We start from the raw sequence: 16,108 nt of genomic DNA on the forward strand, positions 1-16,108 counted from the left end.
TCCATCTCGAATCGGGTCTTGAAAACGATCGTTCACAGGGCTACATTCAGTATACGGTCGGACCAAAGCCGACACGGGCGTTGCACCGACACCTTTTTGCGGGGCAGCGAGGCCACGACACAGGAAGGACCAGCACAGTCAAATGACCGACTTCTCCGACTTCACCGATGTGACCTACGAGGTGGACAACGGGCTCGCCTGGATCACCATCAACCGTCCCGACCGCTACAACGCCTTCCGTGCCCGCACAGTCGACGAACTCGTCAAGGCGTTCAAACACGCGTGGGCGAGCAGCGACGTCGGGGCAATCGCTCTGACAGGCGCAGGCGACAAAGCATTCTGCGCCGGCGGAGATCAGAAGCAGCGGATGGAGACCGGCGACTATGGCCCGTCGGACAGCGGACTGTTCGAGGTCGAAGCATTGCACCGCGTGCTGCGTGATGTCAGCAAACCTGTCATCGCCGCGGTGAACGGAGTAGCTGTGGGCGGCGGACATGTGCTGCACCTGCTGTGCGACCTGTCCATCGCCGCCGACACCGCCATTTTCGGCCAGAACGGACCACGGGTCGGCTCGTTCGACGCCGGCCTCGGCACCGGCTATCTCGCCCGCGCAGTAGGTGAGAAACGTGCGCGTGAGATCTGGTTCCTGTGCCGCCGATACAGCGCCGAACAAGCCCTCGACTGGGGCTTGGTCAACAAGGTCGTACCGGCAGATCAGCTCAGGGCGGAAGTCCGTGCATGGGCAGACGAGATCTTGCTGCTCTCCCCCTTCACCTTGAAAGTGCTCAAGCAGTCCCTCAACGCCGACTCGGAACACTTCATAGCGCAAGGTGCGATGGCGATTTCGACGTTGAAAGTCTTCGGCGAGTCCGAGGAAGCCAAGGAAGGCATCACCGCATTCAACGAGAAGCGCAAGCCCGACTTCTCGAAGTACCGCGGAAACTAGTAGCGACGTCGGCGTCACTGCCGTCACTGGGTCGAACCCACGTGACCGCAGTGACGCCGATATCGTGCTTATACATCGAGGAGCACCGAAACCATGCGTTTCACCGATGAACAACAGCACTTCGCACGCGCAGTGCGTGACCTCTGCGACGCCGAATGCGGGACTCTTTCGAAACGAGATGTGCTCACCGAGAACGGAACTGTGGCCAACAGTCCCGAGATCCTCGCGAAGATGGCAAAACTCGGATGGCTGGGGGTTTCCTTGCCCGAGCAATACGGCGGAGGCGGCGCCGGCATGGTCGACGAGTGCATCTTCCTCGAGGAGACATCGCGCGGCCTCGCACCGATCATCGGGTACTCGACAGGCCTCACCGCGGTGCAGACCTATCTCCGATACGGCACCGAGGAACAGAAGAAATCGGTCGTCACCAACATGGCGTCCGGCAAACTCGAAGCCATCGCACTGAGCGAGCCCGGCGCAGGGTCCGACCTCGGCGGCGTACGCATCAAAGCCGAACGCGTCGGTGACCACTACATCGTCAACGGACAGAAGACCTGGATCTCGGCCGCGCATGTCGCCGAGAACATCCTCCTCCTCGTCCGTGAAGATTCGAGCGGTCCGAAGCATCAGGGACTCACGCTGCTGATGGTGCCGACCGACACTCCAGGCCTCACCATGCACGAGGTGAAGACCATGGAGGCGCGCACGTGCAACGACCTGTATTTCACCGACGCACAGATCCCCGTATCCGCGGTCGTGGGTCAACCGGGGCAGGCGTGGAAGCACCTCATGCGTGGGCTCAGTGTCGAACGCCTGATCATCGCGACGATGTCGATGGGCGCCGCCCAACGGTCGCTCGACGACGCCATCGCCTTCGTCAAGGACCGCGAGCAGTTCGGACGTAGCATCAGTTCGTTCCAAGCCATCCGACACCGCATCGCAGATCTGGCCACCGAGATCGACTACTGCCGCACCTTTGTCTACTCCGTCGCCGAACGAATCGATGCAGGCGAGGAGGATTCGCTCAACCGCCAGGGTTCCATGGCGAAGCTCAAGTGCACCGAGATCGCCAAGAAAAGTGCGCTGGAAGCGATGCAGATGATGGGCGGTTACGGGTACGCGCGCGAGTACGGAATGGAAGAGCAGGTTCGACGCTCGCTCGCCCCTCCGATCTATGGCGGTACCAACGAGATTCAGCGCGACATCATCTCGAAGAGTCTGGGCCTGTAGTGGCCACACCCACCCGAAAGGATCATCGATGACAACGACGCCGTTGTTCGCACCCACCACCCTTGCAGGCAAGCGAATTCTCATCACCGGCGGTGGCACCGGTCTGGGACGCGGCGTCGCCCGACATCTCGTCGACAACGGCGCCGAAGTACACCTGTGGGGCAGGCGCCCCGCGGTGCTGGAAGAGGCGGCAGCAGAGGCGTCGGCCTCCCGGCCGGGCAGCGTGCACTGGCAGACCGTCGACGTCCGCAAAGCGGATCTCGTCGGTGCCGCAATGGACGAGATCTGGGACAGGCACGGCCCGTTGACCGGAGTGATCAACAACGCCGCTGCGAACTTCATCGCACCGACCGAATCGTTGAGCGCGCGAGGCTTCGAAGCGGTTACCTCCACCGTCATGAACGGATCGTTCAATACAGCGCACGCAGCAGGAAAGCGCTGGATCGCCGGCAAACAAAAGGGTGTCGTTCTGTCCACCCTCACCACCTGGGTGTGGAGTGGGTCTGCATTCGTCGTGCCGTCTGCGATGGCCAAGGCCGCCGTGCACGCTATGACGATGTCGCTTGCCGTCGAATGGGCGCGTTACGGGATCCGGTTCAATGCCATTGCTTCAGGCCCGATCCCGACGGATTACGCATGGGAGATGCTCAACCCGACGGACAAGAGTGCTGTCGGAGCAACGCAGGCGGATCAGGTTCCTGCTGGTCGTATGGGCACGATCGAGGAACTGGCGAACCTGACAACGTTCCTGCTGTCCGACGGCTGCGACTATCTGACGGGTCAAACGATCGCAATGGACGGCGGTCAGATGCTGGCAGGACCAGGCACGTTCGCGGGCCTCACATCGATGTCCGACGAGGACTGGGTGGCTGCGCGTGAAAAGAGCAAGGCCGCAAGCGAAGTGGCCAAGTCTCAGCGCGGCGTCTGATTTTCCACAGACGAAAAGGATGGCCGGTGGGGGTTCCCACCGGCCATCTTTTTCGTCGCTAGGCAATCCCCGCTGCGCGGTGGGCTGCGCCGAGGAAGGACTCGACCAACGCCGGATCCTTGTAGTAAAGGTCCCCGACTCCGCGATCGGCTCGACGGCGACCGTACTCGTACAGCACCGCCAGCTTCCACAGCGCCAGAGCCGTGTACCAGTCGATGTTCCCTAGATCTGCACCGGTGACTGCGGAATACCGCTGAGCGATCTCGTCCCGGGTCGGATATCCGTCCTCGAGGACTGCGATGCCCAGCTCGGCTGTCGGCGTCAACGGCTCGCCCGCAACCGGATACGACGCCAAGAAGTAGCCGACGTCGAACAACGGGTCGCCTATGGTTGCCAACTCCCAGTCCAACACCGCAGCGATACGTCCCGGCGAATCCGGTGCCAGGATTACATTCCCGATGCGATAGTCGTTGTGAATGATTGCTGCTCCCGACTCGGAGGGAACGTTCGCCGCAAGCCAGCCATCGATGGCTGCGAAAGCAGCAGGCGGCCTGCCCGACTCGTCGGCCACCAACTTACCCATGCGTTCCAGGTGACGACGATTGAATCCCTCGGGCTTTCCTATGTCGTCCAAACCCGCAGCGCGCCAGTCGACCTTGTGCAGCGCTGCGAGTGTGTCGACAAGGTCGTACGCGACCGCCAGACGGTCGGCTGGAGATCGGAGCGCATCCGGCGTTTCCGTCGTCACCACCGGTCCCTGGACATGGCTCATCACGTAGAAGGGCACGTCGAGGACGTCACCGACCTGGCCGGTCGCGAGAACATCCGCGACCGGAACGTCGGTGCCGCTCAGCGCAGAGATCAAACGCGCTTCCCGGAGCATGTCGTGTGCACCGCGTGGAACCGGCGGCGGCGGCGGACGCCGAAGCACCATCTGCCTGGTTCCATCACTGACCAGATAGGTCAGGTTCGAGTGACCGTCGCCGATCGTCGCTGTCGTCACCGGACCCGACGCGAGACCGCGCTCCTCGAGGAACTGCTGCAGCGCCCTCAGCTGCTCATCGGACCATTCCCACATCACACACCGGCCTGTCGTTCGTTTCGAAAAATGCTCGTATTCCAGATCACTGACCCGTGAAACGGGGCTGACGCTTTTCTTTGAATGCTGCTAGTGCCTCCGGCATGTCGCTGCCACGTGTGAGCAGGGCCTGACCGCGATTCTCCAATTCCAACGCCGCCGCGTAGGAGGACACTTCCTGGTTTCGCTGCAGGGCGCGCTTCGACATCCGCACACCACCCGGCGAGTTCTGTGCGATCTGACCAGCAAGTTCGACGGCTGCGCTCATCAAGTCGTCGGCAGGCACAATTCGGTTGGCAAGTCCTATCCGGACGGCTTCCTCTGCTTCGACCAATCGGGCGGTGAACCCGATCTCGGCGGCGCGCCCATATCCGACGAGCCGGGTCAACTGCCACGACGTCCCGAGTTCACCGACGGACAATCCGACCTTGACGAACGCGGCGCTGAACTTCGCGGTCGGTGCCAGCAAACGGATGTCCGCTGCGAGCGCAAGAGCCATTCCGCCGCCGGTCGCGGCACCGTGCACGGCTGCAATGACAGGAAACGGCAGATGCCGAATGGCGGCCAGACCACCGGTCGCGGTTTCCTGGAATTTCAAGAAGTCGCGCACACCCATCGTGGTGATCACATCGATTTCGTCCAGGTCGAACCCAGCACAGAACGCCCGCTCCCCTTCCCCTCGAACGATGAGGGCCCGCGCGTCGGTGTCACGCAACGCGTACGCGACAGTGTTGTACTCCTCGAACATCTTCACTGTCTGGGAGTTCATGCGGGCCGGGCGGTCGTTGTAGAGCACGACTATCTTGCCCGGCAGAACCTCGAGCCTCAGGGTCTCGAGCTCCGGCGGCGTGTAGTTGCTGAGTGTTGCTGCCTCGTGGCTGATCATGTCCGTCATGACTGTCACTTCCCGGTGAACTGTGGGGTGCGCTTTTCCTTGAACGCCGCCAATGCTTCGGGCATGTCCTCGCCACGCGTCAACAGAGCTTGCCCGCGATTCTCGAGTTCGAGTGCAGCGGCGTACGAGGCGACTTCCATGTTCGCCTGCAGGGCACGCTTCGACAACTGCACTCCGCCCGGCGAATTGAGACAGATCTTCTTCGCGAGTTCCACTGCCTCGTTCACCAGATCCTCGGGCGAGAACACCGAGTTGATCAGCCCGATCTCCTCCGCCTCGACCGCTTCGATGAATCGTCCTGTGTAGGCGAACTCTGCGGCGCGCGCCGGTCCGATCAACCGTGACAACAACCACGATGCTCCGAGATCGCCTGCAGACAGGCCGATTCGGACGAACGCTGCGTTGAACCGGGCTCTGGTGGATCCGACGCGAATGTCTGCTGCAAGTGTGAGCGACAAACCGCCACCCGCGGCGGCACCGTTGACTGCGGCGATGACCGGAATGCGCATTGCGCGAATCGCGGCCAGACCTCGCGCGGCGAGCTCCTGCTGATCGAGCATCCCCATCGGTGACAATGAAGTGAGCAGCTCGGCGTCGTCGAGATCGTAGCCTCCGCAGAACGCTTTGCCTGCGCCGGTGAGCACCAACACTCGGACATCATCGTCGCGATCGAGAGTGCGTGCGAGAGTTTCCAATTCGACGAACATCACATTTGTCATCGAGTTCATCCTCGACGGCCGATTCAGTGTCGCCAGTACCACTCCTGGAGAGGGCTCGGTGATCTCTATGGTCTCGAGATCGAGATTCGCGTACGTCATCTGTGTTCGACTCCTTCGGTTGTCGCCCTTTCAGGGCCGAGTGTTGTTTGACTGATCACGCCCGAGGCGAGCCAAGCTTCGATCGTCGTGGCGTCGACGCCCCAACTTGTTGCGACGGCCGTGGAGTGCTCGCCCGGCAGGGGTGGACGTCGATCCACCTCCGCTGGTGTTCGACTGAATTTCGGCGCCGGGACGGGTTGAACGATCCCGTCGACCTCGACGAACGACTGACGCGCGGCATTGTGCGGGTGCCTCGGCGCTTCGTCGGCATCGAGCACCGGAGCGACGCAAGGATTCGAACCCGCCGCGGCGGACACCCATTCGTCCCGCGTTCTGGTACGCACCGCGTCGGCGAACACCTGCTTCATCTCGGGCCACCTCGACTGGTCGTTCTGGTCGCCCAGTTCGTCCGAGATCCCGAGCAGAGTGACCAGATCGGCGTAGAAGTGCGGCTCCATGCCTGCCACCGAAAGCCACTTGCCGTCTGCTGTCTCGTATACGTCGTAGAAGGGTGCACCACTGTCGACGATGTTGGTGCCACGCTCTCGGTTCCAAGTGCCGTTCTGAACGAAACCGTAGAACGCGGTCGCCAGCAGTGCCGCTCCCTCGACCATCGAGGCATCGACGACCTGACCCTTGCCGGAGGTCTGACGTTCGACGAGCGCACCGAGAATTCCGAGCGCGAGAATCATTCCACCGCCGGCGAAGTCACCGACGAGACTCAGCGGAGGGGTCGGTGGTTGGCCACGGCGACCGATCATCGACAGAGCTCCACTCAGAGCGACGTAGTTGATGTCGTGGCCGACGGTCTGAGCGAACGGGCCGTCTTGACCGAATCCTGTCATACGCCCATAGATCACCCGGGTGTTTCTCTCGGCGCACTGCTGAGGTCCTACGCCGAGACGCTCGGTCACCCCGGGCCTGAACCCTTCGATGACGATGTCGGCACTGTCGACGAGCGAGAGCACCACCTCGGCTCCGTCCGGATGCTTGAGATCCACCGCGATCGATCGTCTGCCGCGATGAAGCAGTTCGGTGCGAAAGTCAGCATTGGGCCCGACGAGGCCGGCTCCGCTCACACGGTCGACGCGAATGACGTCGGCTCCGAGGTCGGCGAGAAGCATCGCGCAGAACGGGCCTGGACCGATAGACCCCAGTTCGACGACTTTGATCCCTTTCAGGGGACCTGTGAATGTCTCGCTCATACGTGGTTTCTCTTCTCGAATGGTCGGCACTGCCTGGTCTACGAACGTCGCTCATCCCCCGACGGGGTGCGAGGCTCTTCCGTTGCGGGTGACGTCGGGGCTCGCCCGCTCTCCGCCCACCACGAGAATCACGGACAGCACGACGACGCCACCGCCGATCAGCACCGGCACGGTGACCGGCTCCGAGAGGACGAGCCATCCCAGGAAGATCGCCACGACGGGGTTGACGTAGGCGTGCGTTGCAACGAGCGAGACCGGGGCGTTACCGAGAAGCCATACATACGAGGTGAATCCGATGATCGAGCCGATCAGGACGAGGTATGCAAGAGCACCCCAAGTACGTGTTCCGACCGTTCCGTCGAAAGACTCTCCAACGGCAAGTGCACCCAGCGACATGACCGACCCTGCAACCACCAATTGATAGGTCGCCGCCACGAAGGGACTCCGCGGCAGCCAGATTCGCGGCTGAATCCACGAACCGAAAGACCAGCTGAGACTCGAGATCAGGATGATGACGACACCGACCAGCGGTAGGCCACCTCCGTCGACACCCGGTCCGGCCGATATCAGGAAGATCAGCCCGGCAAGGCCGGCTCCGACCCCGATGAGCGACATGGCCGACGGCCTGTCGCCGCTGATCGTGCGGTACATCGCAATCCAGAGCGGGACGGTGGCGATGATCAGCGCTGTGATACCTGAAGGCACGCCCTTCAGCTGTCCCAGCGAGGTCAGACCGTTTCCCATGGCGAGAAGGATCGTTCCCATGAAGACAACGCCGAGGCATTGCCTCCATGTCAGCGCGAACTGACCGAACCCCGACCGTATCCCCAGAAAGAGTCCCATCAGGAGGCCTGCTGCGATGAAGCGCAAGCCCATCGATCCGAGGGGCGGTAGCTCGGTGATGACCAACCGCACGGCCAGATAGATAGATCCCCAAATGACGTAGACGAGACCGAGAGCCAATGCCACAGCGCCGCGGCCGGCAGGCCTGGATACGGCCAACCCTCCGCCTGAGCGCGCTGCGTCTGCCTGCTCGATCGCCACGTCAGGAGAACTCGGGTGCGCGCTTCTCGAGGAACGCGGTGATGCCTTCCTTGGCCTCGCCGTCCTCGAACAAGTCCTGTTCCTGGGCAACCTCGTACGCGAAGCCGTCGTCGATCGGAAGATCGAACGACGCGTCGACCGTGCGAATGACCGCTCGCTGCGCCGGAAGAGACTTGGTGACGAGTGTCTTGGCAAGCTCGACCGCTGCCTCGACAGCGGTTCCCGCTGGGACGAGTCGATCGATCAAACCGATGGCGTGTGCTTCGGCAGCGGGCACCTGACGCGCAGTCAGCATGATGTCGAGCGCGCGGCCACGGCCTACGAGTCGCGGAAGCCGTTGTGTTCCACCGGCGCCCGGGATGAGGCCGAGTTTGACCTCGGGCAGACCGAACGACGCTTCGCCGCCTCCGACCCGAAGGTGGCAGGCCATGGCCAGCTCCAACCCACCGCCGAGCGCAAGCCCGTCGACCGCGGCGACGGTGATCCGATCGGCCGATGCCAGGCGATCCAGCGCGCCACGCAACTTGTCGCCGTATTCGGTGAACGATGCGGCGTCGACGGCAGCCATGTGCTTGATGTCGGCGCCCGCGGCGAAGAAGTTCGGAATGCTCGACGAGACGACGATGACTTTGACCGTGCCATCTGCATCTGCAGCATCGACCGCTGCGTTGATCCCGTCGATGATCGGCAGACCCAGGGCATTGGCGGGAGTGCGTTTCATGGTGACCACCATGATTCCGGCGTCGATGGTCCATTCGACTGCGGAGGTTTTGCTGTCGGTCATACGGTCCGTCCTCGTGTGTCTGGTGCGGCCGACATTCGGCAATAATGTCCTACATTACTAATTGTAGGACCAAAATGGAAGCTTACGGCCGCCTCGGAAACTTCTCGAATTCCGGACGCCGCTTTTCCTTGTACGCCTCACGGCCCTCCTTCGCCTCGTCGGTGGAGTAGAACAAGAGATTCGCATCGTGGGCCAGCTGCTGAATCCCGGAAAGCCCATCCTCTGCGGCGTTGAAGCTGGCCTTCATCAGGCGAAGCGCGAAGGGCGAGAGTTGCAGCATCTCGCGGCACCACTGCACTGTCTCAGCCTCGAGATCCGCAAGTGGCACGACAGTGTTGACCAGGCCCATCTCGCGGGCCTCATCAGCGTTGTATTGACGACACAGGAACCAAATCTCCTTCGCCTTCTTGACCCCCACAAGTTCTGCGAGAAGCCCCGCGCCGAAACCGCCGTCGAACGAACCGACCTTGGGTCCGACCTGACCGAAGCGTGCATTGTCGGCCGCGATGGACAGATCGCACACCAGGTGCAGAATGTGCCCACCACCGATGGCGTATCCCGCCACCATCGCAACGACAGGCTTCGGCAGACGCCTGATCTGAATTTGCAGGTCCGTCACGTGGAAGCGTCCGACGCTCCCCTTCTTACCCGGCTCGGTCAGGTACCCGGTGTCACCACGGACGCGTTGGTCACCACCCGAACAGAAGGCATCCGGTCCTTCGCCGGTCAGCACTATGACGCCGATCGACGGGTCCTCACGCGCTTCGACGAGAGCATCGGATATCTCCATCAACGTCTGCGGGCGAAACGCATTGCGGACCTCGGGTCTACAGATGGTGACCTTGGCAATTCCGTCACCGCTGTGCTCGTACCGAATGTCCTCGTATTCACCGAGGCTCGTCCACTGAACCGATTGTGTTGCCGTCATGGATCACAGCATACCGGCATCCGTGAACGATCGTTATCAGGAGCACGAAAATGCCCCTGCCGCAAACGATCACAGCAGGGGCATAGCGCAAGGCAAGAATCAGGCCATCGTGAGTCCGCCGCTGACCGACAACGTCTGACCCGTGATGTACTCGGCCGCGTCGGAAGCGAAGAACGACACCGCGGCTGCGACATCGCTCGGCTTGGCCAGCCGCTTCATCGGTACAGCACGCGTCATTCCGCCGATCACCTTCTCCGAGTCTCCGCCCGACCCCTCGGCGAACTTGCGCAGCGCGGGCGTGTCCGTCGGACCGGGGCACACGGTGTTTGCGGTGACACCCTTCGTCGCAACCTCACGCGCAAGCGTTTTGGTGAACGCAATGATTCCCCCCTTTGCACCCGAGTAGACGGCCTCGAGAGACGACCCGACACGTCCGGCGTCGGAGCCTACGTTGACAACGCGTCCGAAGCCCCGCTCGATCATTCCGGGAACGACGGCCTTGGTCACACGCAACGCACCCTTGAAGTTGATTTCCAAGATTCGATCCCAGAATTCTTCGTTCGTGTCGAGGAACTTCATGAAGTCGTCCCAGCCTGCATTGTTGACCGCGATCTCGATCGGACCCAACTGTGCTTCGACTTCCTTCACCGCCGATTCGACCGACGCGGTGTCGGTGACGTCGACGCGAACCGCGAACGCCTGGCCTCCCGCAGCGGCGATCTCGTCGGCGGTGCTCTTGGCGACGTCCAGGTTGAGGTCCGCGACTGCGACCTTGAACCCGTGGGCTCCGAGCGTTTCGGAAATTCCCTTGCCGATTCCCTGTGCTCCACCGGTAACGAATGCAACTCTGCTCATGCTGTGCTCTCTCTTCCTGCGTTGTTCGATGATGTGTGCTGTGCCGCTCAGGCGTTGGCGGCCAAAGTGTTCCATGTGATCGGGCCTGCCACGATCGAATGACTGGTCAACTTGCGTCCCAGTACGTCCTGGGCGTCGCGCGCGGATTCGATGAGCTTGCCGAGGTCGACACCGGTGTCGATGTCCATCTCGTGAAACATGCTGATCAGATCCTCGGACGCGATGTTTCCTGTCGAGCCGGCCGGCACCGGGCACCCACCCAACTCGCCGAAGCTCGACTCGAAACTGGCACATCCCGCTTCGAGTGCCGCATATGCATTGGCCAAACCCTGGCCACGCGTGTTGTGGAAGTGTGCCGTGATCTCGACATCCGGCAGACGCTCGATCGCCGCCGCGAAGAACTTCGCGGAGTACGCAGGATTGCACATTCCCGTCGTGTCACCGAAACCGATCTCGGTGGCGCCGGCTTCGGCGAACCGCTGTGCGAGATCGAGGACCCTGTCCAACTCGACGTGTCCCTCGTATGGGCATCCGAAAGATGTCGCGATCACCGCAGCACATTTCAAGCCTGCATCGACGATTCGGCCTGCCATGCCGTCGTTGTCTGCCATCGTCTGGTCGACCGTCCGATTGACGTTCTTGAAATTGTGGGTCTCCGACGCACTGACGAAGATCGTGACTTCGTGGAACCGCTCCTTGATCTTCAACGCATTGTCGAGACCGCGCGAGTTCGGAACGAGCACCATCAGTTTCACGTGGTCGGGGACATCGATGCGTTCCAGCACCTCGACACCGTCGGCAAGTTGCGGAATGACGTCTGGACGTACGAAGCTCGCTACTTCGATACGCCCAAGCCCGGTCTTGCCCAACGAATCGATCAACCGAACCTTGTCGTCGGTCGAGATCGTCTCGGGTTCGTTCTGGAAGCCGTCACGTGGACCCACTTCCCGGATCTTCACGCTCTGTGGTCTTGTCATGGTCTCGAAAGTTCCTCTCCCCTGCCGCCGGTCAGGACGTGCAGTCCGGTTCTGTCAGGCTCCGCTCGAGGAGCTCACGATGCTCGGGTGCGGCGACAGCGGTGAGCCGACGCGCTCGCTCCGCCAATCCCACGCCGCGCAGACTTGCGACTCCGTGCTCGGTCACGACGAAGTCGACGTCCGACCGTCCTGTGGTGACCGATCCGAAATCGAGAGCCGCCTTGATGGTCGACTCCCCGCGCGATGTCGAACGCAGCGCGATGATCGACCGTCCGCCGGTCAACGACGCCGCCCGGCAGAAGTCCACTTGGCCTCCGACCGCACCGACGTATTCCTCGCCGCGGGTTTCCGATCCGACCTGACCCGACAGGTCCACTTCGATAGCCGAGTTGATCGCCACCAATGTGGACAGTCGGGACAGCACTTTCGGGGCGTGGGTGTAGCTCGCAGGCCTGAACTCGATCGGCAGATCCGCCAACCGGTCGTACAGTGCAGAGGTCCCCAGGGCAGCTCCGGTCACGAGAACACCCGGGTCGATCTCCTTGCGCGCTCCGGTGAGAACACCACTGTCGACCAGCGCAACAATGCCGTCGGAAATTATCCCCGAGTGCAACCCGAGGTCACGGTGATCCGAGAGTGCTACCAACACCGCTCCTGGAAGTGAACCGACACCGATCTGAATGGTGTCGCCGTCGGAGACGAGGCCCGCAACGTTCGCTGCGATGGCTGTTTCGACGTCCGCTGGTGTCCGATCGGGCACTTCGGGCAGCGGACGGTCGGTCTCCACGGTGGCAGCGAACTGGCTGATGTGCAGCTTCATCGCACCGTGCGTCACGGGCATGTGCGTATTGATCTCGGCAATCAGGACCGGGGTGTGCGGTATTGCGTCCTCGACGTAATCGACTCCGACCCCGAGTGAGCAGTAGCCGTCGGCGTCGGGCCGCGACACCTGAATCATCCCGACGTCGCACGGCAACAGCTTCTGCTCGAACAGACTCGGCAGTGCCGAATAGTGGCACGGCACAACATCGAGAAGCCCTCGTGCACTGAGCTTCCGCAATTCACCGAGCCCGCCGTAGGACACGACACTCAGCTGGTCGGGAACCGCGTCGGCGAACGTTCTGTCGAGGGACATTCCGACGAACGCACGCACCGGCCCGATCTCGGGAATCTGGCGCATGAGCGCATGCACCAACGGCGACGGTTCCGCCGTGGTCTGGCTCCACCACACACCTGAGCCGGCGCCGATGTGCGGCGTCAGATCGATCATCGTCACACCCGCTGAATCAACGTGGCAGTACCGAGCCCACCACCGCAGCACATCGTGACTAGCCCGATTTCCGCGTCGCGGCGTTCGAGTTCGGCGACGACAGTGGCGATCAGCCGCGCTCCTGTAGCGCCGACGGGATGGCCCATCGCAATGGCACCACCGTTCACGTTCACCCGATCCATGTCCGGCTTAAGCTCACGCTCCCAGGCCAGTACGACCGAAGAGAATGCCTCGTTGATCTCGACCAGGTCGATGTCCGCCATCGTCAGTCCGTTGCGCTCGAGCAACTTTCGAGTCGCCGGAATCGGACCGGTGAGCATGATGATCGGGTCTACTCCGACGGTGGTCTGGTCGATGATACGAGCACGCGCAGTGAGTCCGTGCGTGTCGATGCCTTCGCGCGAGGCAAGCAGAATGCCTGCGCCACCGTCCGAGATCGGCGACGACGTACCAGCCGTGATTCGACCGCTGCTCTCCCGAAAGACCGTACGCAGCTTGGCGAGTGCGTCCAGGTCAGTACCGGGGCGGACCGTCTGATCTGTCGTCCGCATCTCTCCCGCCAGCTCGAACGGAATCATCTCTGATTGCAACCGTCCGGCGTCCGACGCCTCCGACGCCAGCCGGTGCGAACGAACGGCGAACTCGTCCATCTCCTCGCGCGAGATGTTCCATCGTTCGGCAATGAGTTCGGCGCTCTCGCCTTGGGTGACGAAGTCGTACCGATCCCGCAGTTCCGCCGGCCATGGATCGCCGTAGAGCTCGGAGATCTTGGCAGGTGAGTTCATGGGGACGTGGCCCATGTGCTCGACGCCGCCTGCGATGACAACATCGTGCGTGCCCGATCCAACGAGCGCCGCACCCATCTCCACAGCCGTCTGGGCTGATCCGCAGCGGCGGTCGAGGGTGACCGCGGGAACCTCGGCCGGGTATCCGACCTGCAGCCAAGCGTTTCGGCCTATGTTGCGTGACTGCTCACCGAACGGCGCGGTGCAGCCGATGATCAGGTCCTCCACCACTGACGGGTCGAGACCGCTTCGGCCGATCAACGATGTGTACACGGCCCCGAGGATCTCGTTGGGGTGCGTGTCGCGGTACCAGCCGCGCTCGGGATGCGACTTTCCCATCGGCGTCCGCACGGCGTCGACGACGAGAACCTCGCGCGAGGATCGGACGAATGGATTCGATATCGCCATCAGATGACCGTCCCGCCGTCGACCGGAAGAACCTGGCCGGTGATGTACGAGGCGCCGTCGGACGCGAAGAAGACGAAGGTTGCCGCAATTTCTTCTGGATACGCCCACCGTCCCAATGGAATTCGAGCGAGTGTCTTCGCGGCGAGCTTTTCGTTGGAACGAATGTTTTCCGTCATCGGCGTGGCCGCAAGTGGGGCGATGGCGTTCACGGTGATCTGTTTGCGAGCGAGCTCTTTCGCCAGCGACTTGGTCAGCCCGATGATGCCCGCCTTGGCTGCGCCGTAGTTCGCCTGACCGATGGTGCCGGTCAATCCCGCAGCCGACGTGACGTTGATGATGCGGGCGGTGCCGTCCTCGGGCAGGAACGGTAGGGCGGCTTGACTGACCACGAAGCTGCCGTTCAGGTGAATGTCCACGATGCGTCTGAAATCATCGACGCTCAAGTTGGGCACCATGTTGGGAGCGATCGCACCCGCGTTGTTCACCACGATGTGCAAGGCTCCATCGGTCAACGATGCAGCCTGCTCGGCTGCAGCCTTCGCCTGATCGCCGTCTCGAACGTCGAGTACCGCGGATTTCGCGATTCCGCCTGCCTCCACGATCGATGCGGCAACCGCCGTTGCGCCGTCTCCATTCACATCGGTGACCAGTACTGCCGCGCCTGCTGTGGCGAAAGCGCGCGCGACGGCCGCGCCGATGCCGCTTCCGGCACCGGTGACAAGGGCTGATCTGCCCGTCAGATCGAACATCAGTAACTCCTGGGAAGTTCGAGAACGTGCTCACCCAGGTAGTTCAGGATCATTTCCTGGCTGAGTGGTGCGATTCTGGTGAGTCGGGCTTCACGGAAGTAGCGAGCCACGTGGTACTCCTCCGAGTACCCCATGCCGCCATGTGTCTGCAGTGCGCGGTCGGCAGCTTCGAATCCCGCATCGGCGCACAGGTATTTGGCCATGTTCGCCTCGCGGGCACACCGTCGCCCGTTGTCGTACAACCACGTGGCTTTGCGAAGCACCAGCTCGGCTGCGTCGAGGCGTGCGAGAGAGTCGGCGAGAGGAAATTGAATTCCCTGATTCTTGCCGATCGCCCGTCCGAACACCTCGCGCTCGTTTCCATACCGGACCGCTTTGCGTAGCGCGACACGTCCGATACCCAATGCCTCGGCCGCGACCAACATGCGCTCCGGATTGAGACCGTCGAGGATGTACTTGAAGCCTTCTCCTTCTTCGCCGACGCGGTCCTCGACCGGAATTTCGAGGCCGTCGATGAACAGTTCGTTGGACGTGACCGCATTGCGGCCCATCTTCCGAATGGGGCGAATCTCGACCTTGCTGCGATCGAGGTCGGTGAGGAAGAGTGTGAGTCCGTCCGTCTTCTTCTTCGCGTCCTCGAATTTCGTCGTCCGAGTCAGAAGAAGAATCTTCTCGGACTCCATCGCTTTGGAAATCCACACCTTGCGTCCGTTGACGATGTACTTGTCGCCCTCACGCTTGGCGAACGTCGTGATGCGCGTCGTGTCGAGACCGGCTCCCGGTTCGGTGACTCCGAAACAGACATGCATGTCTCCGTTGACGATGCGCGGGAGATTGCGCTGCTTGAGCTCTTCCGAACCGTGGACGATGACCGGGTGCATGCCGAAAATGGACAAGTGCATCGAGCTCGCACCGTTCATGCCCGCACCGGAGGCCGCAACTTCCTCGAGCAGTATGGAGGCCTCGGTGATGCCCATACCGTGCCCGCCGTACTCCTCGGGAGTGGTGATACCCAGCCATCCACCGGATGCGAAGGCGTCGTAGAACTCAGTCGGGAATTCGTGCTCCGAGTCCTTGTCCAACCAGTACTCGTCGTCGAACTTTCCGGCGAGTTCGCGCACGGCGTCTCGGATCGTCGCCTGATCCTCTGTGAGGTCGAAGTCCACAGCAATCGTCCTGTCTCCATGAAGAATGTTTGGACTTAACGT

The 16,108-nt window shown here is 62.1% G+C and carries 16 protein-coding genes; 3 read left to right on the forward strand and 13 right to left on the reverse strand.

Annotated elements, in window-relative coordinates; translation table 11 throughout:
* Positions 1-142: 142 nt before the first annotated feature.
* From CHB96_RS16695 to CHB96_RS16705, 3 genes are all read left to right on the forward strand, one after another.
* Positions 143-946 carry an enoyl-CoA hydratase-related protein gene (locus tag CHB96_RS16695; RefSeq protein ID WP_089248165.1) on the forward strand — a complete coding sequence of 268 codons (804 nt, stop codon included), beginning with the start codon at positions 143-145 and terminating at the stop codon, positions 944-946.
* Positions 947-1,039: 93 nt separating this feature from the next.
* Positions 1,040-2,176, forward strand: a complete 1,137-nt coding sequence (locus CHB96_RS16700; protein ID WP_089248167.1) for an acyl-CoA dehydrogenase family protein — start codon at positions 1,040-1,042, stop codon at positions 2,174-2,176.
* Positions 2,177-2,204: 28 nt separating this feature from the next.
* Positions 2,205-3,104, forward strand: a complete 900-nt coding sequence (locus CHB96_RS16705; RefSeq protein WP_089248169.1) for an SDR family oxidoreductase — start codon at positions 2,205-2,207, stop codon at positions 3,102-3,104.
* 58 nt (positions 3,105-3,162) lie between these two features.
* Here CHB96_RS16705 and CHB96_RS16710 read toward each other — a convergent pair whose 3' ends face one another.
* The 13 genes from CHB96_RS16710 to CHB96_RS16770 form a co-directional block, all read right to left on the reverse strand.
* Complete coding sequence (locus CHB96_RS16710; protein WP_089248171.1) at positions 3,163-4,185, reverse strand: phosphotransferase family protein; 1,023 nt, start codon at positions 4,183-4,185, stop codon at positions 3,163-3,165.
* A gap of 43 nt (positions 4,186-4,228) precedes the next feature.
* Positions 4,229-5,077: an enoyl-CoA hydratase/isomerase family protein gene (locus CHB96_RS16715; protein WP_176444333.1), complete on the reverse strand. Its 849-nt coding sequence runs from the start codon at positions 5,075-5,077 to the stop codon at positions 4,229-4,231.
* A gap of 5 nt (positions 5,078-5,082) precedes the next feature.
* Positions 5,083-5,895, reverse strand: coding sequence for an enoyl-CoA hydratase/isomerase family protein (locus CHB96_RS16720; RefSeq protein WP_089248173.1), 813 nt, complete (start codon positions 5,893-5,895; stop codon positions 5,083-5,085).
* Complete coding sequence (locus tag CHB96_RS16725) at positions 5,892-7,100, reverse strand: CaiB/BaiF CoA transferase family protein (RefSeq protein WP_089248175.1); 1,209 nt, start codon at positions 7,098-7,100, stop codon at positions 5,892-5,894. The genes CHB96_RS16720 and CHB96_RS16725 overlap by 4 nt, the downstream gene beginning before the upstream one ends.
* Before the next feature lie 51 nt (positions 7,101-7,151).
* Complete coding sequence (locus CHB96_RS16730; RefSeq protein ID WP_245865779.1) at positions 7,152-8,144, reverse strand: EamA family transporter; 993 nt, start codon at positions 8,142-8,144, stop codon at positions 7,152-7,154.
* A gap of 1 nt (position 8,145) precedes the next feature.
* Positions 8,146-8,928: an enoyl-CoA hydratase/isomerase family protein gene (locus tag CHB96_RS16735; protein WP_089248177.1), complete on the reverse strand. Its 783-nt coding sequence runs from the start codon at positions 8,926-8,928 to the stop codon at positions 8,146-8,148.
* Between the two features lie 82 nt (positions 8,929-9,010).
* Entirely contained in the window at positions 9,011-9,856 is an 846-nt protein-coding gene (gene menB, locus CHB96_RS16740; protein WP_089248179.1) for a 1,4-dihydroxy-2-naphthoyl-CoA synthase, read from the reverse strand.
* A 99-nt stretch (positions 9,857-9,955) separates the two neighbouring features.
* A complete protein-coding gene (locus CHB96_RS16745; RefSeq protein WP_089248181.1) occupies positions 9,956-10,711 on the reverse strand; it encodes an SDR family NAD(P)-dependent oxidoreductase in 756 nt (251 codons plus the stop codon).
* Positions 10,712-10,758: 47 nt separating this feature from the next.
* Positions 10,759-11,688: a hydroxymethylglutaryl-CoA lyase gene (locus CHB96_RS16750; protein ID WP_089248183.1), complete on the reverse strand. Its 930-nt coding sequence runs from the start codon at positions 11,686-11,688 to the stop codon at positions 10,759-10,761.
* 31 nt (positions 11,689-11,719) lie between these two features.
* Entirely contained in the window at positions 11,720-12,958 is a 1,239-nt protein-coding gene (locus CHB96_RS16755) for an acetyl-CoA hydrolase/transferase family protein (RefSeq protein ID WP_089248185.1), read from the reverse strand.
* A gap of 2 nt (positions 12,959-12,960) precedes the next feature.
* On the reverse strand, positions 12,961-14,151 hold the full coding sequence (locus CHB96_RS16760; protein WP_089248187.1) for a thiolase family protein: 1,191 nt from the start codon (positions 14,149-14,151) through the stop codon (positions 12,961-12,963).
* Positions 14,151-14,900, reverse strand: a complete 750-nt coding sequence (locus CHB96_RS16765) for an SDR family NAD(P)-dependent oxidoreductase (protein WP_089248189.1) — start codon at positions 14,898-14,900, stop codon at positions 14,151-14,153. Before CHB96_RS16765 ends, CHB96_RS16760 begins: the two co-directional genes overlap by 1 nt.
* Positions 14,900-16,066 carry an acyl-CoA dehydrogenase family protein gene (locus CHB96_RS16770; protein WP_089248191.1) on the reverse strand — a complete coding sequence of 389 codons (1,167 nt, stop codon included), beginning with the start codon at positions 16,064-16,066 and terminating at the stop codon, positions 14,900-14,902. The genes CHB96_RS16765 and CHB96_RS16770 overlap by 1 nt, the downstream gene beginning before the upstream one ends.
* Positions 16,067-16,108: the final 42 nt, after the last annotated feature.

The sequence above is a fragment of the Rhodococcoides kyotonense genome (assembly GCF_900188125.1).
GTDB lineage: Bacteria > Actinomycetota > Actinomycetes > Mycobacteriales > Mycobacteriaceae > Rhodococcoides > Rhodococcoides kyotonense.

Bases quoted from the DNA above. Each gene is read 5' to 3' on its own strand.
- CHB96_RS16715 (WP_176444333.1), bottom strand. From the start codon at position 5,077: ATGACGGACATGATCAGCCACGAGGCAGCAACACTCAGCAACTACACG.
- CHB96_RS16760 (WP_089248187.1), bottom strand. From the start codon at position 14,151: ATGGCGATATCGAATCCATTCGTCCGATCCTCGCGCGAGGTTCTCGTC.
- CHB96_RS16755 (WP_089248185.1), bottom strand. From the start codon at position 12,958: ATGATCGATCTGACGCCGCACATCGGCGCCGGCTCAGGTGTGTGGTGG.
- menB (WP_089248179.1), bottom strand. From the start codon at position 9,856: ATGACGGCAACACAATCGGTTCAGTGGACGAGCCTCGGTGAATACGAG.
- CHB96_RS16765 (WP_089248189.1), bottom strand. From the start codon at position 14,900: ATGTTCGATCTGACGGGCAGATCAGCCCTTGTCACCGGTGCCGGAAGC.
- CHB96_RS16745 (WP_089248181.1), bottom strand. From the start codon at position 10,711: ATGAGCAGAGTTGCATTCGTTACCGGTGGAGCACAGGGAATCGGCAAG.
- CHB96_RS16705 (WP_089248169.1), top strand. From the start codon at position 2,205: ATGACAACGACGCCGTTGTTCGCACCCACCACCCTTGCAGGCAAGCGA.
- CHB96_RS16750 (WP_089248183.1), bottom strand. From the start codon at position 11,688: ATGACAAGACCACAGAGCGTGAAGATCCGGGAAGTGGGTCCACGTGAC.
- CHB96_RS16720 (WP_089248173.1), bottom strand. From the start codon at position 5,895: ATGACGTACGCGAATCTCGATCTCGAGACCATAGAGATCACCGAGCCC.
- CHB96_RS16695 (WP_089248165.1), top strand. From the start codon at position 143: ATGACCGACTTCTCCGACTTCACCGATGTGACCTACGAGGTGGACAAC.
- CHB96_RS16700 (WP_089248167.1), top strand. From the start codon at position 1,040: ATGCGTTTCACCGATGAACAACAGCACTTCGCACGCGCAGTGCGTGAC.
- CHB96_RS16735 (WP_089248177.1), bottom strand. From the start codon at position 8,928: ATGACCGACAGCAAAACCTCCGCAGTCGAATGGACCATCGACGCCGGA.
- CHB96_RS16725 (WP_089248175.1), bottom strand. From the start codon at position 7,100: ATGAGCGAGACATTCACAGGTCCCCTGAAAGGGATCAAAGTCGTCGAA.